15 protein-coding genes are annotated in these 23,655 nt (G+C 52.2%); 4 read left to right on the forward strand and 11 right to left on the reverse strand.

Annotated elements, in window-relative coordinates; genetic code table 11:
• From VK70_RS19880 to VK70_RS19890, 3 genes are all read right to left on the reverse strand, one after another.
• The gene (locus tag VK70_RS19880; RefSeq protein ID WP_144415277.1) at window positions 1-678 is read right to left on the reverse strand and encodes a glycosyltransferase family 2 protein; all 678 of its coding nucleotides are present in this window, start codon (window positions 676-678) and stop codon (window positions 1-3) included.
• Between the two features lie 198 nt (window positions 679-876).
• Entirely contained in the window at window positions 877-1,614 is a 738-nt protein-coding gene (locus VK70_RS19885; RefSeq protein WP_025699249.1) for an ABC transporter ATP-binding protein, read from the reverse strand.
• A 15-nt stretch (window positions 1,615-1,629) separates the two neighbouring features.
• Window positions 1,630-2,415, reverse strand: coding sequence for an ABC transporter permease (locus VK70_RS19890; protein WP_051505202.1), 786 nt, complete (start codon window positions 2,413-2,415; stop codon window positions 1,630-1,632).
• 116 nt (window positions 2,416-2,531) lie between these two features.
• Here VK70_RS19890 and VK70_RS19895 point away from each other — a divergent pair, with 116 nt between their 5' ends.
• Entirely contained in the window at window positions 2,532-5,285 is a 2,754-nt protein-coding gene (locus VK70_RS19895; protein ID WP_046723655.1) for an O-antigen ligase family protein, read from the forward strand.
• 110 nt (window positions 5,286-5,395) lie between these two features.
• On the opposite strand, the gene VK70_RS19900 is transcribed toward VK70_RS19895, so the two are convergent.
• The 3 genes from VK70_RS19900 to VK70_RS19910 form a co-directional block, all read right to left on the reverse strand.
• Entirely contained in the window at window positions 5,396-6,496 is a 1,101-nt protein-coding gene (locus tag VK70_RS19900; RefSeq protein ID WP_025699772.1) for a glycerol dehydrogenase, read from the reverse strand.
• Between the two features lie 140 nt (window positions 6,497-6,636).
• Window positions 6,637-7,530, reverse strand: a complete 894-nt coding sequence (gene galU, locus VK70_RS19905; RefSeq protein ID WP_025699770.1) for a UTP--glucose-1-phosphate uridylyltransferase GalU — start codon at window positions 7,528-7,530, stop codon at window positions 6,637-6,639.
• A 228-nt stretch (window positions 7,531-7,758) separates the two neighbouring features.
• Complete coding sequence (locus VK70_RS19910) at window positions 7,759-10,305, reverse strand: U32 family peptidase (RefSeq protein ID WP_046723657.1); 2,547 nt, start codon at window positions 10,303-10,305, stop codon at window positions 7,759-7,761.
• A 312-nt stretch (window positions 10,306-10,617) separates the two neighbouring features.
• On the opposite strand from VK70_RS19910, the gene rfbA reads away from it, so the two are divergent.
• Window positions 10,618-11,496 (forward strand): glucose-1-phosphate thymidylyltransferase RfbA, encoded by an 879-nt coding sequence (gene rfbA, locus VK70_RS19915; RefSeq protein ID WP_025694844.1) that lies wholly within the window; start codon window positions 10,618-10,620, stop codon window positions 11,494-11,496.
• A gap of 19 nt (window positions 11,497-11,515) precedes the next feature.
• Window positions 11,516-12,076, forward strand: coding sequence for a dTDP-4-dehydrorhamnose 3,5-epimerase (gene rfbC / locus VK70_RS19920; protein WP_025694845.1), 561 nt, complete (start codon window positions 11,516-11,518; stop codon window positions 12,074-12,076).
• A gap of 148 nt (window positions 12,077-12,224) precedes the next feature.
• On the opposite strand, the gene VK70_RS19925 is transcribed toward rfbC, so the two are convergent.
• From VK70_RS19925 to VK70_RS19935, 3 genes are all read right to left on the reverse strand, one after another.
• A complete protein-coding gene (locus VK70_RS19925) occupies window positions 12,225-14,159 on the reverse strand; it encodes a stalk domain-containing protein (RefSeq protein WP_025694846.1) in 1,935 nt (644 codons plus the stop codon).
• A 22-nt stretch (window positions 14,160-14,181) separates the two neighbouring features.
• Entirely contained in the window at window positions 14,182-15,285 is a 1,104-nt protein-coding gene (locus VK70_RS19930) for a S1C family serine protease (RefSeq protein ID WP_025694847.1), read from the reverse strand.
• 179 nt (window positions 15,286-15,464) lie between these two features.
• Window positions 15,465-15,674, reverse strand: coding sequence for a hypothetical protein (locus VK70_RS19935; RefSeq protein ID WP_025694848.1), 210 nt, complete (start codon window positions 15,672-15,674; stop codon window positions 15,465-15,467).
• A gap of 574 nt (window positions 15,675-16,248) precedes the next feature.
• Between VK70_RS19935 and VK70_RS19940 the strand changes: the two genes are divergently transcribed.
• Complete coding sequence (locus tag VK70_RS19940; protein ID WP_025694849.1) at window positions 16,249-17,883, forward strand: nitrite/sulfite reductase; 1,635 nt, start codon at window positions 16,249-16,251, stop codon at window positions 17,881-17,883.
• 197 nt (window positions 17,884-18,080) lie between these two features.
• Here the strand turns inward: VK70_RS19940 and uvrA are convergent, their stop codons facing one another.
• Entirely contained in the window at window positions 18,081-20,954 is a 2,874-nt protein-coding gene (gene uvrA / locus VK70_RS19945) for an excinuclease ABC subunit UvrA (protein WP_025694850.1), read from the reverse strand.
• A gap of 596 nt (window positions 20,955-21,550) precedes the next feature.
• On the reverse strand, window positions 21,551-23,542 hold the full coding sequence (uvrB, locus tag VK70_RS19950) for an excinuclease ABC subunit UvrB (protein WP_025694851.1): 1,992 nt from the start codon (window positions 23,540-23,542) through the stop codon (window positions 21,551-21,553).
• Window positions 23,543-23,655 lie beyond the last annotated feature (113 nt).

Below are 23,655 nucleotides of genomic sequence, written 5' to 3' on the forward strand. Positions count from 1 at the left end.
TTAAAATAAAATATTAAGATCGTCGCGCATCCTTTTACGTGCTGCTTTAACATATGGCTTGTGATGTTCCCCGCTTGAAGTTGAGGTGTCCGAAATCCGCCAGTGATACAGTATTTTAGGGATATGGGCAACTCTCTTGGAAAGATTGATAATTCGAATAGCCAGGTCCCAATCCTGAACCCCTTCATAATTTATCCGGAGTCCTCCCACTTGTTTCACAAGAGCTGTTCGATATACTGCCAGGTGACATATATAATTCATTTGTTTTAATAAATCCATGTTAAACTGTTTCTTAAAAAAAGGATAGCATCTCTTTCCATTTAACAACTTATCTTCATCACTATAGATTAAATCTAACTCTTTATTAGTATTCAGTAGCCTGACAACTTCGTACAATGCGAAAGGGGCTAATACATCATCATTATCTAAAAAGGCTGTAAACTCCCCTGCCGCCATCTCCAGTGCAGAGTTACTACAAGCCGATATGTGCCCATTTTCTTCTCTATATCTTACTTTTATGCGAGGATCAAAAGCGGCATATTCCTCCAATACTCTCTTTATATGAGGTTCAGAAGAATTATCATCTGATATACACAGTTCCCAATGGGGATAATACTGCTGGAGAACTGAGTCAATACTCTCTCTCAAGTATTCCTCTTTAACGTTGTAGACCGGCATAATAACGGATATCAATGGAGAGTACTTGAAAGTAGACTGAATGTCATTGTACTGTTCGTTCTTCTTGAACCATGTCCGGTAACTGCAGCCTTTAGTCAAGGGAAAGAAAAATTGGTAATATTTTATTTTTAAGCGAATTAGAATCGAATATAATAAAAAGAAGCCATTATACAAAAACAATACCGATTTCTCCCTCAATTAGTTATATTTCGAATAGTAAAAATCGCATATATCCCCTATACTTCCGCTTTTTATCAATTTCCCTTTTTCCAAAATGATACCTTTCGTACACATTGCCCGTATTTGGTCAATGGAATGTGAAACGAGCATAACGGTGGTTCCTTTTTCAACCATGCTGGTAAGCTTTGCTTCACATTTCTCTTGAAACTTAAAATCTCCGACAGATAATATCTCATCAACAATTAAGAGGTCGGGGGTAGTAGCTGTAGCAATAGAAAATCCAAGTCTGGCGTACATACCGGAAGAAAAATTCTTTATAGGAACATCGATAAAGTCTCTCAACTCAGAAAATTCTACGATTTCCTCAAATTTATCTTTCATCTCTTTTTTTGAATATCCTAATACCGCTCCATTCAAAAAAATATTCTCTCTTGCTGTTAACTCCGGGTCAAACCCTGCCCCAAGCTCGATAAGAGGAGCCATTCTGCCCGAGACTTCTACATTCCCGGTTGTAGGTTTCAATACTCCTGCCACTACCTTCAACAAAGTGCTCTTCCCTGCACCATTTAGTCCAAGCACTCCAAAAATCTCACCTCTATTTATCTCAAAGCTTACATTCTGCAAGGCCCAAAATTCGGTATAAGAAATTTGGCGTTTAAACCGCTTTATCAGATATTCCTTCAAAGTGCTGATTTTTTCCGTTGTCATATTAAAACACATCGAAGCATCATTAACATTAACTATAGTATCTGCCATAGTTACACCTTATCCTTATATATATAGTATGAATTTATCCTGACGCTTTTTAAATAAATAGACTCCTATAATCAAAGTCGCAAAAGCGTAATTAAAGCATTGCAGATTCAGTTCAAAAGAAGGAATACGTCCGTATAAGAATCCTTCCCTAAAATGTGTGATAAAGTAGAACATCGGATTGCTGTAAAGCAAAAAGAGATACTTGTCCGGCATAGTCGCCATAGGGTAAATAATGGGAGTTGAATACATCCAGGCAGTCAATAAAACTCCGTAAAAGTGCTCGATATCTCTAAAAAACACAACCACGCTGCATAAGATCAAACCCAATCCTACGCTAAACAGGAACACATAACCTATTGAAATGAAGCTAAAAATAATAGTCCATTTAATATGAACACCCGTAAAAAGGCAAACGACTAAAACAGCACACAGAGAGAAAAACATATTAACTAATGAGTATGTAACTTTCGACAATGGGAAAATGTACTTGGGAACATATACTTTTTTAATAATTTGCCCTGAAGAAAATATAGAGGTCATAGCCAAATTGGTAGAATCCGAAAAAAAGGTGAATAAAACTTGCCCGGTTATTACGTAGGCTGCAAAATACTCTATATTAAATCTAAATAACTCTTGAAATACCAGAGTAATAATCAGCATTATAAATAATGGATTTAAAACACTCCATAGAATCCCCAATACCGATCTTTTATATTTTATTTTTAATTCTTTTATGACCAAAAGTTTTAAAAGCTCTTTATACTTAAGAAAGTTCTGAATATATTTATTAATCTCGTTCATCGGTTTCACCTATTCCGGATTTATGATAGAAAATGATATCACTTTAACAATGTAGCCCCTGCATATCTAACTATGCTAAAATATTGTCGTATCTACAGGAAAAGGAGATTAAAAAGTTGGCTAATCCAGTATACGGTAAAAAAGCTGCTCAGTCGAGAAATGATGAAAAGATACCCGACTCGCTTTGGGTGTTAGTAATTGGTTTTATTTTATTTTTGTTTTGGGCCCCGTTTCAAGTGGGATTATTTAACGGGCAGCAGGTTGACTTCGAGAAACCGATTTATGTTGCGGCTTTGCTCGGTTGTCTGATGCTGTTCTTATGGGTCGGCCTCTACTACAAAAGATTTAAGCTGGAGGACCAGCGCGATCTGCTGGCGGTAGCCGTGCTGCTGCTTCCACTGACGTATTTCCTGTCGCTCTTTGTTGCCGCTTCGCACTACATGGCGGTCAATATGCTGCTGATTCAGAGCATGTACGCGGCAGTCTTCATTGTAAGTCTCTACCTCCTTCGACAAAAACAAGTTAATGTTATCATACAAACCGCCGTATTGACAGTGGCTTATCTGATTGTCTGGTTCGGGCTGCTGAACTGGCTGGGCGCCTGGAATGTTGCCGGAGGGCTGATCGGCTGGTTCTCGAATACGGTTAGAGGAGGCAAATATCTGGACGCAGTGCTCAACGATACCAACCTCGGACCGCGTCTGACTTCGATATTTCAGTACCCCAATACATATGCCGGCTTCCTGATGGCGTTCTTGTTGGTGGCGATATTTGCACTGATTCGGTCGAAAAAGGTGTATGGCGCGCTTATTAACGGCTTCATGCTTGTACCTATTATCGTTTCGCTGCTGCTGACGCTCTCGCGGGGCGGGCTTGTCCTGCTTCCGGTCGTATTCGTGCTCCTGCTGCTGTTCCAGAAACCGTCGCGGCAAATATTGTGGATTATTCACCTTATTATCGCAGGCATTGCCTCCCTGGCGGTTACGAGTCCGGTCACTTCGATCGGGCAGCGCCTTAGCCTGGTTCCCGATGCGTCAGCGGCTGTCAAAGGCTGGACCTATCTGCTGATTGCCTCGGCGGTCACGGCGGTTCTATGTTGGGTGGTACAGCGTTTTGTAGCTCCTAAGCTAGAAGGGAGTCTTGAGAGCTGGTCAAGCCGCAAATTCACCAATCTTTGGCTTCCAATCGGCGCGACAGTGCTGGTAGCTCTGGCCGCTTTCCTGCTGATCGGCACGAGCGTGCGCAGTATTTTGCCGGACAATATCGAAACTCGTCTGGAGAATATCAACTTCCAGCAGCATAGTGTACTCGAACGCTTCACTTTTTACAAAGATGCGCTCAAGGTTGTCAAGGATTATCCGATTCTCGGCGCCGGCGGTGGAGGCTGGGCCGCTCTTTACGAGAAATATCAGAATAACCCGTATACGAGCCGCCAGGCGCATAACTTCTTCCTGCAGTATTTGATTGAGGTCGGCATTCTTGGTTTCATCGTATTTATGGGATTTATCCTGTTTGTGTTCTACAAATATATCAGAGGCTATATGAAGCAAAAGGAACGGGATGATTACGAGAACGGCTTTTTCTTCCTGATCATCGCTCTCTCGATTCTGCTTCACAGTGTCCTTGACTTCAATATGAGCTACGCGTTTATGGGCCTGCTTATATTCATCGGGCTTGCGGGTATGGCCGCTGCTATGGATGCTAAAACGCTCGCGGTCAAATGGAACTCTTCGGGGCTGCGTTTTGGTTATTTGGCCTTGGCCTGTGTGGGAGCCTTGGCGGTGCTCTTCGTGTCCCTCCGCGATATTGGTTCCGCCAATGCTGCTGCGGATGCCAAGGCGATCACGCAAACAAGCCAGTCTTATGAAGAAATCAAGGCTCCGCTGATCAAGGCGCTTAAAAACCGTCCCAGCCATCCGGAGTCAGTGATTATTCTCGCTTCGATGGACAATCAGGTCTACAGTCAGAACAAGAACGAACAGTTCGCGGCCGAGTCCCTCGCCGTGCTAACCCGTGGACTGAAGGATGAGCCAAATAACAAGATGATGTTGAAGCAGTTGATTGCTTTATATGATTTGCAGGGCAAGAGCGAAGAAGCATATGCCGTTTACAGAGATAATGCAGATAAATATAAGTGGGATATTGAGTGGTACGAGCCGTTGATTACCCGGGCGGCTGATCTGGGAACACAGGCTCATTTGCAGAAGGATACTGCCAAGGAGCAGGAGTTTTTCCAAACCGGTCTGGCCGCATACGACCATGTGGTTGCCGGAGTTGAGTATCTGAAGACGCTGCCTGCCGGACAGATGCAGGGCCGTCCGTTCTCTGTAACACCGCTAATCGCGCTCGGAGTCGGAAAAATAAAACACGTAACCGGCGATGCCAAGGCTGCAGCCGAAATATTGCAATCGGGTCTCGTTGGCAGTTACGCTGATTTGGCTGCACGCGGCGACCTATGGAGTGCAAACTGGTACTATGATTTAATCGCCCGCTCATATGACTTGGGCCAGGCCTCCTTTAACCAGCAGGACAAAGAAAATGCGAATGCGAACTTTAATATCGGACTTGGGGCTTACAAGCAACTGATGGTAGAGACCAGTAACCAAACGAATGCCGTTCCGCCTGCCACTACGCTGGCTGTGGGTAAAATGCAATTTCTCTCTGGTGATATCCGGACGGCGGTAAACACCTTGAAAACCGGGCTGAGTGAAGATTACTCGGATCCAATTAATCGCGAGATGGCCCGTTGGTATTTGGCCGGATTGAATAAATTGAAAAGCGCCCAGGATCAGGATGTATATAACAAGCTTATTGCAGCCGATCCCGGAGAGGCGGCTAAAATTGATGAAATCGCGGTAATCCAGCCCTGATCTTAACTGCTACTTATAGTTTTATATATACCGAGAAAAAAACCGGGTACCGCCCATTATTGGTGGTGCCCGGTTTTTTTTGTTTTTTTTCCAAAACCATAAACTCTTCTTCAGGACTTAAGGGGGAGTTGTCTCCCCAATTGATCTACCTCCAGCATGGCTTTCACTACGCTGTCGGATGTTACTGAAAATGGCATGTTGTCCATGGGCGTACCGGGAGCACAGCTGGCCTCTGCGGCAATCCGGAGTCTGTCCGGCTGTTCCGCCGAAAGATGCATCTCCTCCAAGGTTACAGGCAACCCTGTGCTGCGGTTAAACTTTATTATCTCCTCCAGCTCTTGTATAGGCGCGTTCTCCAGCACAAGTTGAACGATAGTGGTAAAAGCAACCTTTTCCCCATGCATGACAGGACGTGTCTCTTCCAACAGGGTAAGTCCGTTATGAATCGCATGGGCGGCAGCAAGCCCGCCGCTCTCAAAGCCGATGCCGCTGAGGTAGATGTTGGCTTCGATAATATTCTCTACCGCCTTGGAGAGTATGCCGTTCTCTGCATCCTGCTTGGCCTGTAATCCATCGGCCAGCAGCGTATCCCGGCAAGCCCGCGCAAGCGCGTAGGCGGCGATAGTGCTTGTATCCCGGCCCCCGGATTCGGCGGACCGCCGGCAGGCCCGCGCCTCGTAGTACGTCGACAGCGCGTCACCCATGCCGGCGACCAGCAGGCGGACAGGCGCTTTGGATACAATTTCTGTGTCCACAACAACCCTTTCGGGATTACTGCGCAGTGGCAGGTACTTGTCCAATCGGCCATCTTCGGTATAGAGGACGGACAGAGCGCTGCACGGCGCGTCGGTGGAGGCGACGGTTGGCGCGACAATCAGCGGGAGACGGCTGTAGAAACCGACTGCTTTGGCTGCATCCAGTGTCTTGCCGCCGCCAATCCCTATAATAACGTCCGCTTCCGATTCCTTGGCCGCTTCGACGATCCGCTGCACTTCCTTCAGGCTGCATTCTCCCGCGAACGAGTGCAGAACATATGAAACATCGCCTCCCTGAAAGCCTTCCGAAATCTCCTTCTCATAATTCGCGAAGACAAAAGCATCGGCGACAATATAAGCCTTCTTACCCTTAAGTTCGGTACAATAACGATGAAGCCGACGGATTTCTCCCTTGCCTTGAATATACTTGGCCGGCGACATGATATTTCTGGTCAATGCTCCCACTCCTACTCATTAAGGTATGTAAAACCCTGGATATAAAGCTAAAATGGCAGTCCCGGGCCATTTCCCGGACTGCCATTTCTGTGCTGTAACGCGGGCGCGTAAACGCACACCGCCATAATAAATTCCAAATATTATTTCGATACTGTCTTTTGCGCTTCGCTTTCGATCAGATTTTTGAGATAAATGAGCAAATCATCCTTCAGCTCTTCACGCTGCATGGCGTAATGAATCGTCGTTTGGATAAAGCCCATCTTCTCGCCCACGTCATGCCGATCCCCCTCGAAGTGGAAGGCCAGAATCCGTTCTACTTCGCTGAGACGGGCGATGGCGTCCGTCAGCTGAATTTCGCCGCCTACTCCTGCCTGCTGCTCTCCCAGCATATCAAAGATTCGAGGGGTCAAAATATACCGTCCAAGGATAGCCAGATTGGAAGGCGCTTCTTCTTTTTTCGGCTTCTCGACAAGCCTATTGGCCTTATACACACGATCCGCAAGTTCCGTGCCGTCAACGACGCCGTAACGGGAAACCTCATCCCATGGGACAGGCTGCACGCCAACGATGGAGGATTTATATTCGTCATAGACCTCGATCATCTGCTTCAGGCACGGTTTATCCGACTCGACGATATCGTCGCCAAGCAGAACGGCGAACGGCTCGTTGCCGATAAATTTGCGCGCGCACCAGATGGCGTGTCCGAGACCCTTGGGTTCTTTTTGCCGGATATAGTGAATATCAGCCATTTCAGACGATTTACGGACAGAATTCAGCAGGTCCCATTTCTGCTTCTCGGCCAAATTGAACTCCAACTCGAATGAATTGTCGAAATGATCCTCGATTGCTCTTTTTCCCTTACCCGTTACGATAATAATATCTTCGATACCTGAGGCGACCGCCTCTTCCACGATATATTGGATGGTCGGCTTGTCTACAATCGGCAGCATTTCCTTCGGCATCGCCTTGGTAGCGGGCAGAAAGCGGGTTCCGAGACCGGCGGCGGGAATAATAGCTTTGCGGATTTTCGTCATGACAACGGCTCCTTTTTTTAAAGTATGATATAGTTACATATTCGCCCTGGATAAAAAATGCAGCTCTGATCCTATTATATCAGTTTTATAGGGACATTGGCAGTTGGCTGTGGAAAAGACTGGTCTCAAAACTATCCAGAAGTTTGGCCTTTAACTAAGCAAAAAACTCCCGCCGGTTGGCGGGAGCTTACGATTTCTGCGAGAAACACAGTTACATATAATCCTCTGTTATTTCACCAACTGACCCCGGGTAACGCCGAGCTGGTTGGTCGCTTTGAGCGTCTTCCAGACCTGGGTTCCGGAGATTTCGCCGCGCAGCGCTTTGCCGTACAGATCAATGACCTCAACTACCTGTTCGGGGGTCTCCTCCAGAAACTCCACGCGGAAAGACGATACGCCGAGCTCGCGGAAGTTGTTCAGATATTCCGCACCGGACTGCTCAATTGCGTTGTAGACCGTATTGCGGCAGCCTTCATCCACACGAACGGGATGGATCATGCCGATCCGGTCTTGCAGGGAAGCACGCTGGCTCTCGCAAGGACGGCCGCAGTTCGTAAAGTCGGTTCCTTCGCTTAGGAACGTACAATATACGCAGTGCTCCGTATGGTACATCGGCAGATGCTGGTGAATGACCACTTCCATCTGCGAGGTGCGGCTGTGCCGCAGCAGGTCGACCATCTGCTGGATATTCAGGTCATACGACGGCGTAACCAGGTCGCAGCCTGCTTCAAGAAACAGGTCGACCGCCTTGTGATTGGCGATGTTCAGCGAGAAATCGCCGATGAGCAGCGGATGCACGGCATCCGGCTCTTCCCGGCGGCGGCGCAGATAGTAATACAGCGCGCCGGTATTGCGCACCAACACCGCATCCGGCTGAAGGCGCAGGATGTTGGCATGGTAGCCGTTCTCGCCCGGCATATGGATACGCGGCGTCGCCAGCGCGACTCTCGCGCCGGCCGCCCGCACGGCCGCTACCGCTGCCGGGAACTGCTTGATGAATTCGAAGTCGGCGTAGATGAACGTTACGCGGGCCTCTAATGCAGCCTGCACCTGCGGCAGGCTGCGGCACAGCGCGGTGAGCTGCGCAGCACCGCCGCCTGTGAAGGGGTCGCCCGCTTCGAGCGGGGCGACCGGTCCCGCGCCGCGCGCAGCGGCGTCGCCGTACACCTCTACCGCCCGTTTCACGTATACGGGCGGCTTCGGGCGCTCGCCAGCGAGCAGCTCCACCGCACGGCGGCGGATGCTGTTCAGCTCGCGCATGGGCACGATGACGCCGCCTAACAGTTCGGCGTCCAGACGCTCAAGCTGGAAGACGGTCCCGCCAAGGCGTCCGAACTGCTCTTCCAGCAGCGCCGCGTCCATCGGGCGCTTGTTCGCCGTCTCCAGCGCAAGCTCGGAGTCGACGCGGACGGTGACGCCCTTCTGCACGTCGGTCCACCAGGTAGAGAGCGGCTCCCCGGTACGGCCTGCGGCTTTTACATGCACCGGGAACACCCGGTACGGCTTCTCCGTCTCAAACGTCTGCCGCAGCGTTTTATCCAGTGCCGGATCATTCGTCTTCCAAATGCGGTCGCCGACATGCAGACGTCCCAAATTAATATCGCTGCGTCCGGGGATGATGTCGACAATCCAGCCTTCCTGCGCTTCGCCTTCCAGCTTTACGCCTTTGCGGCGGAGATCGTAGATGCGGCCGCCTTCTTCTTTTTTCGTCGGATCGCCCGCATCGAACACAATCCCGTCGCCGCGTTTAATCGGCGCTTCAATCCGGCAGACAACGCCGTCACGCAAAATTTGCTCCACGGTCCCAACATACACGCCCCGGCTTTTTGGGAAAGTGCCGTCCACCAGCTTTTTATTATTCGTGCCTTCCAGGAAGCCGTGCGTGAACCCGCGTGAGAAGCTCTGCTGCAGCTCCCGCATTTCCTCCTTGGACGGAGCAGTCCATCTTCCGCCAAAATAACGGTCGATCGCCTTGCTGTATTTGCCTATTACATTCGCCACGTATTCGGGGCTTTTCATGCGCCCTTCGATTTTGAAAGACGTGACGCCCGCCTGAATCAGCTCCGGCAGCAGGTCGATGGCCGCCAAATCCTTTGGCGACAGCAGATAGGAGACGTCCCCCATCGGCTTCACCTCTCCGTCCACAACAAGGTCATACGGCAAACGGCAGGCCTGCGCGCATTCGCCACGGTTGGCAGAACGCCCGCCCCACATCTCCGAGGTCAGACATTGCCCCGAATAGGAGACGCACAGCGCGCCATGCACGAACACCTCCATCGGCAGACGCGCCTGATCGCCAATCGCACGGATCTGCTTCAGATTATTTTCCCGACCGAGTACCACGCGCTCCAGTTCGAACGGCTTGGTGAACTCCACCGCCTCTGGCGAAGTAATCGTCATTTGCGTCGAGCCGTGAATCGGAAAATCCGGCGAAATCTCGCGAATCAGCTTCACCAGCCCGAGATCCTGCACAATGACCGCGTCCACACCGGCATCTATGCAAGCGTCGATCAATTCTTTTGCATCCGGAAGCTCGTTCTCGAATACTAGAATATTAAACGTCAGAAACCCTTTTACCCCATAGCTGTGCAAAAAGGCCATAATTTCCGGCAGTTCGTCCATCTGAAAGTTATTCGCTCTTGCCCGGGCATTAAATTTCTCCACGCCGAAATAGACAGCGTCCGCCCCATTCGCCACCGCCGCGCGCATGCAGTCCCAGTCGCCCGCCGGTGCGAGCAGCTCCACGTCTTCCCTGCGTATATCCCGCTCTTCCATTTATATCCTCCCAAACCGTCCGCCAGGAACGGGTCTATTAATGTGCCAAGCATATGTGATCCGGACTTCCCGAAGAATTAAAATGGATTGATGCCCGGTTAACCTATCTATTGTATCAAATATCACACTCTCCTGCTACAAGGCTGTCTCTAGCAATCTCTACATTTCCATAAGACTTGAAATAGATAGAAATGGAATCGATTTCTTGCGAAAAAAGGTAAAGAGAAATAGACACCAGTTGAACGTTAAGCGTAAAATATACATAGCCAAAGAGGATTAAATTACATATAGCAGGGAGAGCTGACTCAGAAAATGAAAGGCATTATCCTAGCGGGCGGCAGCGGCACGCGCTTATATCCATTGACCATGGTTACAAGCAAGCAGCTGCTGCCGGTCTACGACAAACCGATGATTTATTATCCTTTATCTACTTTAATGCTAGCGGGAATCAAGGATATTTTGATTATTTCCACTCCAGAGGATACACCGAGATTTGAGAGTCTGCTGGGAGACGGTTCCCAGTTCGGCATCTCGCTGCAGTACAAAATCCAGCCGAGTCCCGACGGATTGGCGCAGGCCTTTATTTTGGGCGAAGATTTTATCGGCAGTGATTCGGTCGCTATGGTTCTCGGAGACAATATTTACTATGGGGCCGGCATGCGTCAAATGCTTAAACGCGCTTCGGAAAAACCGCAAGGTGCAACGGTGTTCGGTTACCACGTTCCCGATCCGGAGCGTTTTGGCGTTGTGGAGTTTAATGGTGACGGCAAAGTCCTCTCCATCGAAGAAAAGCCTGCACAGCCCAAGTCGCACTATGCGGTTACGGGGCTGTATTTTTACGACAATCGGGTCGTGGATATCGCGAAAAATGTAAAGCCTTCGCCTCGGGGCGAATTGGAGATTACTTCGGTCAACGAAGAATATCTGAGACTTGGCGAGCTGGATGTGGAGCTGCTGGGACGCGGCTTTACGTGGCTGGATACCGGCACTCATCAGAGTCTGGTAGATGCAACCAATTTTGTAAGAACAATTGAGGATCATCAAGGCATCAAAATCGCCGCGCCGGAGGAAATCGCATATATTAACGGGTGGATTACAGATGAGCAGCTGCTGGCCTGCGGCGAGAAGCTGAGTAAGACCGGCTACGGGCAGTATTTGATCAAAGTAGCTAACGGCAAAATCAAATATTAATGCAGAAAGAGTGGAATCGATGAAATTTACACAAACGAATCTGGAAGGCGTTCTAATCGTAGAACCCACGGTATTCGGCGACCATCGCGGCTGGTTCATGGAAACCTACAGCCAGGCCAAATTTCTGGAACAGGGGATCGGCCTGAACTTCGTACAGGATAATCAATCCTACTCGGCGGTAAAAGGGACGCTGCGCGGGCTCCACTACCAGCTGAACCCTAAAGCACAGACGAAGCTCGTCCGCTGTACACGCGGCAGCATCTTTGATGTGGCCGTCGACATCCGCAAGGGGAGTCCCGGCTACGGCCAATGGTTCGGAATCGAGCTGAGCGCGGACAACAAGAAGCAGCTGCTGATCCCTAAAGGCTTCGCCCACGGCTTCATGACGCTGACCGAGGACGTGGAGGTCCAGTATAAATGCGACGAATTATATGCGCCCGAATGCGACGGAGGCATCCTGTGGAATGACCCGGATATCGGCATTGAGTGGCCTATCGATGTAGTGCCGGTGCTGTCGGCCAAAGACGAGAAAGCGCCGCTGCTAAAAGACGCGAATCTCAATTTCGTTTACAATGCATAAGTGCTATTCGGCAAAAAAGAACCTCCATTCCGCCTCGATCGCGGTCTGGAGGTTCTTTCCATCTAGGCCATGGACGCTGTTCGACTGCCTAAAGCGACTTCCCCAAGCGTCTGTCCAATACCGGCAGTATGCATCCAATTTTCAGTGATCAATTCGTCCTCTGCTCCTGCTTCCCCTCATCTGTAAACCGGAATGACTGGAGCGTCCGTTCCAGCACCTCCTGCTGCGCTTCGGTTGCGTTCGCATCGCCCAGCGTGGCTGTAAGGGTAAAGACAACATCCGCGTGGCTGAAGACGATGGCCCGGATGCGGGAGGGGATGCCTCTTTTATTTTGCCGCACGGTCATTTCCACAGCCGGTACTCCGGCGAATTTCGTATCCCGTACGCTTTCGACAATCGGCCCTTTTGGATCGCCGCTCGTATTCCGGTAGTACTCTTTAAGCTGGTTTACCGTATAGTCAAAGGAACCGCCCGGAAGCAAAGCGATCCGGAACCGTCCGCCGGTGAAACGGTACTCGACGTTCTGCATTTCGAATGCTCCTTCGGAGGGCGTCCACAGCCGTGGTATGTGAATGGTATAGCCGTAATTTTTAGATATTTTGGCGGCGGTTTTATTTTTCAGCGCGGGGTAGTCATTTTGCTCCAGTCGGCCGAAGTTCTCTTTTATCGTGTTAAAATCAATCTTCAGCGAAGCCAGCACATCCCTGAATTTCGCCTTATCCTCGTCCTGCCCATCCGGGACGGCATACTCCGCATAGTAGCGATAACCGCTCCTCAGCAGCAGCACCTGATACTCCGTGATCCATCCGCTGCCGTAATTGTACCGGACTTCCCGAAGCCGCGACGGAACGCCGGAAACCACCGCTGCCGTACGGCCCTGCTCACTGTAAGCCCCCGGCACAAACAAATCCGCATCCTTCAATCTCAGCTCCTCTTCCCAGCTGTCCAGGGACGAAGCTGTCGGCGCCGAGGTGATGTTCAGCTTCAAATAGCTGCCGTACTTGCTCTCATAAGCAAGATGCTGATTGTCTGCGCTCCATCCGGCGGGAATCTGCAGAGAAATGCCGTAATCGTCGCTTCCCGCAGTCCGCAGACCGTTCCGAACGGTCGACAGATCCCGAATGGTTCCATCCTTGTTATCAAAGGAAGGACGAAATGATCCCAGCAGCCCGGCGTACTTGGCAAAATCTTTATAGTTCTCCGCATGGTCATCCGTTAAATACAGCTCATATAATCGCCCGTTCGCATAATACTGCCGGCCCTCCCACATGACCCCGGAAGAATCTTTGCTGACAATGCGGGCATATGGGGTGGACTCCTGCGGGACAGCTTCCCGGTCCAGTACGATTTCGCCGCTCTCTTCAGCGCCGCGCACCAGTTGTTCCAGCAGTTCGTCCGCGTCTGTGGCAGCTTCCTGTGGCGACACATGCACTTCCAGGTAATAGGCGTTGTCCGCACTCGCGAAGGTGGCTACGCTCTCTTCTCCGCCGCTGTTGCCGATAATGAGACCGGCCGGATAGTTCATGCTCCACTCATAATAGCTGTTGCCGACCTTTGTCTTGCCCGCCTCGCTGTCGATGCCGTTCCCTTGCAGGCCGCCATCCCCCGATTCCGCCGCAGATACCGTTACCACGATGCTGCCGCCGCTGCCGGCTGAAACCTTCGCCCCGATAACTCCGGCTACAAAGCGCAGCGGCGCCATAAGCACCCCGTTCACCATTCGCGGCGGAGCAGCCAGCTTCACCTTCTGACCGTCCTTCCAGGCGGATGTGCTGCCGATTGTCATTGCGCCTGTATGAGGGCCGTAGGTCACTTTGACAACGTCGCCGCTTCCAAGCAAGACCCCGCTGTTGAACGCTTTTTTGAATACTCCGAGCGGAACCATGACACTCCCATTCTCTAAAAACGGCGCCGCGATGGCGAGAGCCTGTCCATTCGCTTTCGCTTCTTTGCTTCCCACTTTCAGGGTCAGCATAAGTGTGCTGCTTGCTGCGGCCCTCGCAGCGCCTTCCGGCAGCATGACCGCCAGTACGATCAGCGCAGCCAGCACGGCATGCAGGACTTTAAAGCATATTTTTCCCATTTCGGATCTCCCCCGCTTCCTGTTACTCTGCCGGTCCGCCGCCTTCGCCGCTGTCTGCCTCTCCCGTATTGACTACTGGATCTCCTTGCCCCAGTACCAGCTTGCGCTGGACGATATCGCCTCCGCTCTGCATGAGCAGCTGAACGGTCTGCCCCGGACGATAGCTCTTGAACAGCTCATTGATATCGACCGCCGAGGTCACCCTATGACCGTCGATGCTGTACAATTCATCCCCTTCGGAAATACCGGCTTTGCGCGCTTCCTCGGAGGATACCTTCGTTACGGTAAGCGGGTCTTCTGCCGGCAGGCCGATAATGGCGGACCAGCTCTCCTGAAGCTCAAGCCCCAGGCTTGGGCGCCTTACTTCACCGTAAGCAAACAGCTGCTTGATGATATAACGGACCGTTTCCGCAGGAATGGCAAATCCCGTATTTTCCACACCGACCGCCGAAAATTTCATGCTGACGATGCCGATGACTTTTCCGTTCATATTAACAAGGGGGCCCCCGCTGTTGCCCGGGTTAATGGCTGCATCGCTCTGCAAAAGACGGTACGACGCATCAACGGCCCGCCCCAAGCCGCTGACAACGCCGACAGTAGCGGAATTGCGCAGCGCAAAGGATAAAGGCGCGCCGATGGCGACGACCTTTTCGCCGACTCTCACGTTCGAGACTTCAGCGAAGGAAGCAGGCTGCAGGGAAGCCGCGTTGATCTTGAGCAGCGCCACATCGCTGATTTCATCCGCATACATATCCTTGACGCTGTACGATTTTCCATCCGCTGTCACGACCGTGGCATTTCGCATACCGCTAATGACATGTGCATTCGTGACGATCCACCCTCCGCTTGTGATGATTACGCCCGACCCATGCATCAGATTGTAGCGGTTGTCTAGGCCCGTATCTTTTCCGCCCTGGGCCTTGCCGATAATGCCGACTACCGACGGAGACAGACGTTTATAGATTTGCGGAACCGGGTCCATAGTGGATACACGCTGTCCTGTGGAGGATAAATACGCGGTAGCCGCGTCACCTTTTCGAGCCGCTTCGGACACGGGTACGCTCCAGCCCAGGGCTAGTCCCAGAATGAGGCCGCATAGCAAAAAGCGCAGAATTTTGTTGCGCATACACATCATACTTCTTCCCATACGTTTATCTCCTCTTTTACCCCATTAATATCATTCAGCTGCCCTTGCTTGAAAAAAGAAAAAAGACGCCTCTACTCCCGCGAACGGCGGCAAAGGTGTCTTCGCTGACAACAAAAATCGGTGCTTACTATGTGTTCAAGCTGGGGAACGCCGGCTTTCTAGCCCAGCCAATATTTGACCATGGCATAATCGGACACGAGAAAGACCAGCAGGCTGACAACTCCGAAGGCAATCGCGAACTTGTTCTTCTGAGGGGCTCTGAGCAATCGGACAACCCCAATCGCAATTAGGGCCGTAAACAAGATCATAAACACATCAAAGGTATGAAACCTGGACGCAGTTGCCGTGGCGGCTTCCGCAAGCAGCATATCCCTACCTCCTCATCATGATTGTCGAGCAGACTTGCCCTTTAGCCGCACAGCCCACTCTTTTCCTCATGCCTTATCACTTCTATGTTACCGTTACCAAAGACGGCACGCAATAGATTTTTTCCAAAATCTTATGTAATTGTGACAGCATTCATTGACACCCCGTATTTGTTATTCAGTTATCAAAGTGCCTGGAGAAAAAAGGAACCAGCAGCGACGAGCCTATAAGACTGGCATCCATTTCTCGTACTAATATAAAGCATATTAAACGCGGTCAGCGGATCATGCCTATTTTCCAAAAAAATCCTCACTTGCATGCTCTTATTATACTATTAACGGGATTGTCCGTGTTTGAATCTTTCATCCTCTCTGCCTGACATCCGCCTTGCGATTTATCAACGGAATCTGGAGATTCCATAAACAATTGTTATACAGGTTATACCTTACTTCACATACGGGAAGCAGGAAATCTGTTACCATCAAACCAATCTCTTAGCGACCTCGTCGGATTTAAATGAAATAGAGCGCGAACGCGGCTCGGAACGTCAGTGACATAATTAAGGAGGCTTCATCAATGGCATATGAACCGATTTGGACCAAAGAACCGGACAAACTGTCCAAATTTGAATTAGTCAAACTGGAAAAAGACGGGCTGGACATCATCCGCAGCATTATCGAAAAATACGCGCTGGAGGGCTATGATTCCATTCCCGCCGACGACCTGGACCTCTTCAAATGGGCGGGCGTATACCAGCAAAAACCGAAGAACGGTCATTTCATGATGCGCGTCCGCATTAACACCGGGGTTATGACTTCCGCGCAGGCGCGGACTCTGGCCGATATTTCCCGGCTTTACGGTAGAAATCTTGTCGATATTACCACCCGTCAGGCGATTCAGTTCCACTGGCTGACCGTTGAGAATTTCCCGGATATTTTTAAGCGTCTGGAGGAAGTCGGCTTATACTCCTTCGAAGCCTGCGGCGACTGCCCGCGCACGATTGTCGGCAACCCGCTTGCCGGAATCGACAAGGACGAGCTGATGGATACGAAAGCCCTTGTCGACGAAGTGAATAACTTCTTCGTGCTGAATCGCGATTTCTCCAATCTTCCGCGCAAGCTGAAAATGTCGATCTCCGCGAATCCTTACAATAACGCGCATGCCGAGATCAATGATTTGGCATTCACGCCTGCGGTCAAGGAGATCAATGGCGAGGAGACGATCGGCTTCCATGTCATGGTTGGCGGCGGACTGTCTGCTAAGCCGCATCTGGCGCAGAAGCTGGATATCTTTGTCCGTCCGGATGAGGTGCTGAAGGTTGCGATTGGCGTTGCGACAATCTTCCGCGACAATGGATACCGCGAGAAAAGACACCACGCCCGGCTGAAATTCCTGGTGGCCGATTGGGGCGCGGAGAAATTCAAGGACAAGCTGCTCGAGCTGATCGGGGAGCTGCCTGCGCGCGGCGAGGACAAAACGGTTGGCTGGCAGGCCGCCTATTTCGACGGTGTGCATCCGCAGCCGCAGCAGGGACTGAACTATGTCGGCCTTAACGTGCCTGTCGGACGGATGAACGCAGACGAGCTTACACAGTTGGCCGATCTCGCAGACACTTACGGCGACGGCACCATCCGCACGACGATGTCGCAGAACGCCATCCTTAGCGGCGTGCCGAACGATAAAGTCGAAGAGCTGCTGGCAGCGCCTGTGCTTCAGCGCCTGTCAGCTGCGCCGAAGCCTTTTATCAGCCGCACCGTCGCCTGCACCGGCAACGAGTTCTGCAGCCTGGCTCTTGTAGAGACGAAAAAGCGCGCTGTCGCCATTGCCGAGTACCTGGACGAACACCTGGACCTTGGCGAGAAGGTCCGCCTCCATCTTATCGGCTGCCCGAATGCCTGCGGACAGAAACAGATTGGAGATATCGGACTTCAGGGGGCTTTGGTAAAGACCCCCGAAGGCATGGCCGAAGCTTACGACATTGCTGTCGGCGGTACGCTTGGCGGCGGAGCGCAGGGTCCGGCCGCGAAGTTCGCGCAGCCGCTCAAGGGACGCGTCCAAGCGGACGAAGTCGCAGGCGTGCTTGAACAGCTTCTGCTGTTCTACAAGAACGAACGCGCCGCAGGCGAGAGCTTCCATGCCTTTACCGAACGCGTCGGCGTGCCGGCCATTCAGGACAAGCTGAACTCCATTCTAGCTACGGTTGCCTCGTGATTTTGAGGCTGGAATAACGGAGTTGCGTTCAGAAATATTGTAAGTGCATAACGAAATACTGTAGCGTGACGAAATACTGTAAGTGCGTACTGGAAATACTGTAAGTGACGTACTGGAAAACTGTAATTGCGCACGAGATAGGCCGCGGCAGAAGCCGCGGCCCTTTTGCATATCTTTATATAAAAAAGACACTCACCTTATTGTGCTTCCGAGATCTGAAGCATCTGCGCCTCCGTCCGCGCCGTATCCCGAAGCAGAATCGGCTTCAGGTATTTGCCCGTGTACGATTCAGACACCTGGATAATCTGTTCCGGCGTACCTTCCGCGATTACCGTTCCGCCGCCGCTGCCGCCTTCCGGTCCCATGTCGATAATATAGTCGGCCGTCTTGATTACGTCCAGGTTATGCTCGATAACGAGCACCGATTCGCCCGATTCAACCAAGCGGTGCAGCACTTCCAGCAAGCGGCTGATATCGTCCACATGCAGGCCTGTAGTCGGCTCGTCCAGTATATACAGCGTCTTGCCCGTACTCCGGCGGTACAGCTCCGACGCCAACTTCACACGCTGCGCTTCCCCGCCGGAAAGGGTCGTTCCCGGTTGACCCAGCTTGATATAGCCTAGACCGACATCGAGCAAAGTTTGCAGCTTGCGGTGAATTTTCGGTATGTTCTGGAAGAATTCCGTTCCGTCCTCCACCGTCATCCCCAGCACATCGGCGATGTTCTTCCCTTTGTATTTCACTTCCAGCGTCTCGCGGTTGTAACGTTTGCCCTTGCAGACCTCGCACGGAACGTAGACATCCGGCAGAAAGTGCATTTCAATCTTGATAATGCCGTCGCCCCGGCATGCTTCGCAGCGTCCGCCCTTGACATTGAAGCTGAAACGGCCTTTTTGAAAGCCTCTTACCTTCGCTTCATTCGTCTTGGAGAACAGGTCGCGAATGTCGTCGAACACGCCCGTATAGGTTGCCGGATTGGACCGCGGCGTGCGTCCGATCGGCGACTGGTCGATATCGATAACTTTGTCCAAATGCGCAAGGCCGCGTATTTCTTTATGCTGCCCCGGGCGCACCTTAGCCGCTTTGTTCAGCTCTTTGGCCAGACTCTTGTAGAGAATTTCGTTGACAAGCGATGACTTGCCGGAGCCGGATACGCCGGTTACCGCCGTAAAGACGCCGAGCGGAATTTTGACGTTCACGTTCTTGAGGTTATTTTCCTTGGCCCCCCGGATTTCCAGCCAGCGTCCGTCGCTCTCGCGCCGATCAGAGGTGACCGGAATGAATTTGCGTCCGCTGAGGTATTCGCCGGTCAGCGAGTTGGGGTCATTCATGATTTCCTGCGGCGTTCCCTGGGCCATAACTTTGCCGCCATGAATGCCCGCTCCAGGACCGATGTCGATAATATAATCCGACGCCAGCATCGTATCTTCGTCATGCTCGACAACGATCAGGGTGTTGCCGAGATCGCGCATATGCGCAAGCGTCGAAATAAGCCGGTCATTGTCACGCTGGTGCAGGCCGATGCTGGGCTCATCCAGAATGTACAGTACGCCCATTAAGCTGGAACCGATCTGCGTCGCCAGCCGGATGCGCTGGGCCTCCCCGCCGGACAGCGTGCCTGCCGAACGGCTGAGCGTCAAATATTCGAGACCGACATTGACGAGAAACCCGAGGCGGCTGCTAATCTCCTTTAGAATCAGATTGGCGATAGCCTGTTCTTTCTCACTTAAGGCAAGGTCGCTGAAAAAGCGTTGGCTGTCCCCGATCGACAGATCGGTTACTTCGGCAACGTTCTTTTCGCCTACGGTTACAGCGAGGATTTCACGTTTCAGCCGTTTGCCCTTGCATACGGGGCATGGCTTGGCACTCATGAAGCCTTCTATAAACTCGCGGATGCCATCAGAAGCCGTCTCACGATAACGGCGCTCGAGGTTCGGAATAATACCTTCGAAAGGGACCATCGCTTCCTTCCGCTGCCCAAAATCATTCTCGTAGCGGAAATGGATTTTCTCGCTTCCCGTACCGTGAAGCAGCTTGTTCATTTGCTCCGGCGTCAGTTCACTTACAGGCACATTCTCGGGAATGTGAAAGTGCTGGCATACCGATTTCAGAAACTGCGGGTAATAGTTGGATGTGCTGCCCGTCCAGGCCAAAAAAGCGCCGTCTTCGATGGACTTCCCGGCATCCGGGATGAGCAAATCGGGATCGACCACCATTTGCGCCCCAAGCCCGTCGCATTCCGGGCACGCGCCAAATGGGCTGTTAAAGGAGAACATGCGCGGCGCCAGCTCTTCCATGCTGAAGCCGCATATGGGACAGGCGAAGCTGGAGCTGAACAGCAGTTCCTCCTGGCCGATGATATCGACGAGAATTTTGCCTCCGGACAGCTTCAGAGCCGTCTCGATGGAATCCGTTAGCCGCGACTCCACATCTTCTTTGATGACGATCCGGTCGACCACGACTTCAATCGTGTGCTTCTTGTTCTTCTCGAGCTCAATGTCCTCGGATAAATCACGCAGCTCACCGTCGACTCGCACACGCACGAAGCCCTGCTTCGAAATTTCCGCAAACAGGCTCTTATGCTCGCCTTTGCGGCCTGTTATAACCGGCGCGAGAATCTGCAGTCTCGTCTTCTCCGGGTACTGCATAATCCGGTCGACCATCTGCTCGACTGTCTGCGAGGTAATCTCAATGCCGTGGTCCGGGCAATGGGGATGTCCGACCCGCGCGAACAGCAGGCGCAGATAGTCATAAATCTCCGTCACCGTTCCTACGGTGGAACGCGGATTGCGGCTTGTCGTCTTCTGGTCGATGGAGATGGCCGGGGACAAGCCGTCGATGGAATCGACATCCGGCTTCTCCATTTGGCCGAGGAACTGCCGGGCGTAAGCCGACAGCGACTCCACATACCGCCGCTGTCCTTCGGCATAAATGGTGTCGAAAGCCAGCGATGACTTGCCGGAGCCGCTTAGCCCCGTCAGGACGACGAACCGGTCGCGCGGTATCGTCACGTCGATATTTTTGAGATTATGCGCCCTTGCGCCTTTGATTACTATGTTTTCGTTCGCCAACGGTACATCTCCTCCAAGGTTATTTCGGTTCGCCCTCCCAAACCCTCCCAGTGGGAGGGCCCCAAGGGCTGCGCCCTCTGGACACCCGCAATTTTTGGCGGAGTGAGGGGCGGGGGGCTGTGTTTAGTTGCCTGCGTGCGGTGAGCCGCTTATCCCTGCGGGACCACTCGAACGTTTGCGCTCGCGAGGGTGGGCGCTTGAGTGCGGCTGCCTGCTAGGAGCGCTCTCCCTGCGGGATTCGCTTTACGTTTGCGCGGTGCTCTCACTGCCACTGCCTGCTAGGAGCGCTCTCCCTGCGGGATTCGCTTTACGGTTGCGCGGTGCTCTCACTGCCACTACCTGCTCGGAACGCTCTCCCTGTGGGATTCGCTTTACGTTTGCGCGGTGCTCTCACTGCCACTGCCTGCTTGGAGCGCTCTCCCTGCGGGATTCGCTTTACGTTTGCGCGGTGCTCTCACTGCCATTGCCTGCTTAGAGCGGCCTCCCTGCGGGATTCGCTTCAGCCAGGCTACTGGCAAAAAGCACGAAGAACGGCCTAAGGACAGCGCCGTTCACACTCGTTCAATTCTATCGTGATGCTTTCACTCAAGGCTCGGTTACTCAGCCCGCAGCTCCAGCAGGGCGTCGCGCAGCTCTGCGGCGCGTTCGAACTGGAGATTCTTCGCGGCTTCCTTCATTTCGGCCTCAAGCCGCTGCATCAGGCTCTGACGTTCTTTCTTGCTCATCTTGCCAGCCGCGCCGGTTAAGTAATCGGCTTTCGATTCGGCTACCTTCGTCGCCTCGATGACGTCTCGCACTTTCTTGCGGATCGTCTGCGGTGTAATGCCGTGCTGCTCATTGTAGGCGATCTGGATGGACCGGCGCCGCTGGGTCTCGGTAATCGCCTTATCCATAGACTCGGTAATGTTGTCTCCGTACATAATTACCTTGCCCTCCGAATTGCGGGCGGCGCGGCCGATCGTCTGGATCAGCGAACGCTCGGAACGGAGGAAGCCTTCCTTATCGGCATCGAGTATCGAGACCAGCGATACTTCCGGCAAATCCAGCCCTTCTCTTAACAAGTTAATACCCACGAGCACGTGAAACGTACCGAGACGCAGATCGCGCAGGATCGCTATCCGCTCCAGCGTCTTGATGTCCGAATGCAGGTAGCGCACCTTAATGCCGATTTCCTTAAGATAGTCGGTAAGATCCTCCGCCATCTTCTTCGTCAGCGTCGTAACCAGCACACGCTCGTCGCGGTCGATCCGCTCGCGGATTTCGCCGATCAAATCGTCGATCTGCCCTTCCGTCGGACGCACTTCGATGATGGGGTCCAGCAGGCCGGTCGGCCGGATAATCTGTTCCACCATTTCATTGCAGTGCTCCAGCTCATAGGGTCCGGGTGTAGCGGAGACATAAACGATCTGCTTGACCTTATCCTCGAACTCCTCGAACCTTAGCGGCCGGTTGTCCAGGGCGGACGGCAGGCGGAAGCCGTGCTCTACAAGCACGGTCTTGCGCGCCTGGTCACCGTTATACATCGCCCGAATTTGCGGAAGCGTCACATGCGACTCATCAATAACAATCAGCATATCGTCCGGGAAATAATCCAGCAGCGTGTAGGGAGTGGCACCGCGCTCGCGGAAGGTCAGAGGTCCGGAGTAGTTCTCGATGCCGGAGCAGAAGCCGACTTCCTTCATCATCTCAATGTCGTACCGCGTCCGCTGCTCCAGCCGCTGGGCTTCCAGCAGCTTGCCGGCGTCACGCAAGACGGCCAGACGTTCTTCCAGTTCCCGCTCGATGTTGACCAGAGCAACGCGCATCGTCTCTTCCTGCGTAACAAAGTGGGAAGCCGGAAAAATGGCGACATGCTCCCGCTCCCCGATCAGTTCCCCGGTCAGCACGTCGATCTCGGTAATCCGCTCGATTTCGTCGCCGAACAGTTCGACGCGAATGGCATGCTCGGCTTGCGAAGCGGGGAAGATCTCGATCACATCGCCGCGCACGCGGAACGTTCCCCGTACGAAATTGATGTCGTTGCGCTGATACTGGATATCTACCAGCCGGCTTAAAATTTGGTTCCGGGGCTTCTCCATCCCCACCCGCAGCGATAACAGCAGGCTGCCGTATTCCTGCGGTGAACCGAGGCCATAAATGCAGGATACGCTCGCAACGATAATGACATCCCTTCGTTCGAAAAGTGAGCTCGTCGCGGAGTGGCGGAGCTTATCAATTTCCTCGTTGATGCTGGAATCCTTCTCAATATAAGTATCCGAGGAAGGGATGTAAGCCTCCGGCTGGTAGTAGTCGTAATAACTCACGAAATAATCGACCGAGTTATGCGGAAAAAAATCCTTGAATTCGCTCGCCAACTGAGCGGCCAGCGTCTTATTATGCGCGATCACCAGCGTCGGCCGGTTCACCTTGGCGATCATCTGCGCTATGGTAAACGTCTTGCCCGTGCCCGTCGCTCCCAGCAGCGTCTGATGCTTCTTGCCCTGCCGCAAACCTTCCACCAATTCTCCGATGGCGCGGGGCTGATCGCCCTGGGGTGAGTACTCGGACTCCAGTTCGAAGGTCTTCGTACTGACGACAATATCATTCATTTGCCCGCCTCCCCATTAATCATTTAAAATATATTAATATATTATCAAAATTGTTGGCTTAAATGCCGATCTTCATACTAGAGTGAAAAAATGGAATATAAGAATACTTGTTC

The sequence above is a fragment of the Paenibacillus durus ATCC 35681 genome, assembly GCF_000993825.1.
Taxonomy (GTDB): domain Bacteria; phylum Bacillota; class Bacilli; order Paenibacillales; family Paenibacillaceae; genus Paenibacillus_AQ; species Paenibacillus_AQ durus_B.

Excerpts from the sequence above, each read along its gene's own strand:
- VK70_RS19890 (WP_051505202.1), bottom strand. The coding sequence starts at position 2,415 with ATGAACGAGATTAATAAATATATTCAGAACTTTCTTAAGTATAAAGAG.
- galU (WP_025699770.1), bottom strand. The coding sequence starts at position 7,530 with ATGACGAAAATCCGCAAAGCTATTATTCCCGCCGCCGGTCTCGGAACC.
- uvrB (WP_025694851.1), bottom strand. The coding sequence starts at position 23,542 with ATGAATGATATTGTCGTCAGTACGAAGACCTTCGAACTGGAGTCCGAG.
- VK70_RS19885 (WP_025699249.1), bottom strand. The coding sequence starts at position 1,614 with ATGGCAGATACTATAGTTAATGTTAATGATGCTTCGATGTGTTTTAAT.
- VK70_RS19880 (WP_144415277.1), bottom strand. The coding sequence starts at position 678 with ATGCCGGTCTACAACGTTAAAGAGGAATACTTGAGAGAGAGTATTGAC.
- rfbA (WP_025694844.1), top strand. The coding sequence starts at position 10,618 with ATGAAAGGCATTATCCTAGCGGGCGGCAGCGGCACGCGCTTATATCCA.
- VK70_RS19930 (WP_025694847.1), bottom strand. The coding sequence starts at position 15,285 with ATGCGCAACAAAATTCTGCGCTTTTTGCTATGCGGCCTCATTCTGGGA.
- VK70_RS19935 (WP_025694848.1), bottom strand. The coding sequence starts at position 15,674 with ATGCTGCTTGCGGAAGCCGCCACGGCAACTGCGTCCAGGTTTCATACC.
- VK70_RS19910 (WP_046723657.1), bottom strand. The coding sequence starts at position 10,305 with ATGGAAGAGCGGGATATACGCAGGGAAGACGTGGAGCTGCTCGCACCG.
- rfbC (WP_025694845.1), top strand. The coding sequence starts at position 11,516 with ATGAAATTTACACAAACGAATCTGGAAGGCGTTCTAATCGTAGAACCC.
- VK70_RS19940 (WP_025694849.1), top strand. The coding sequence starts at position 16,249 with ATGGCATATGAACCGATTTGGACCAAAGAACCGGACAAACTGTCCAAA.
- VK70_RS19925 (WP_025694846.1), bottom strand. The coding sequence starts at position 14,159 with ATGGGAAAAATATGCTTTAAAGTCCTGCATGCCGTGCTGGCTGCGCTG.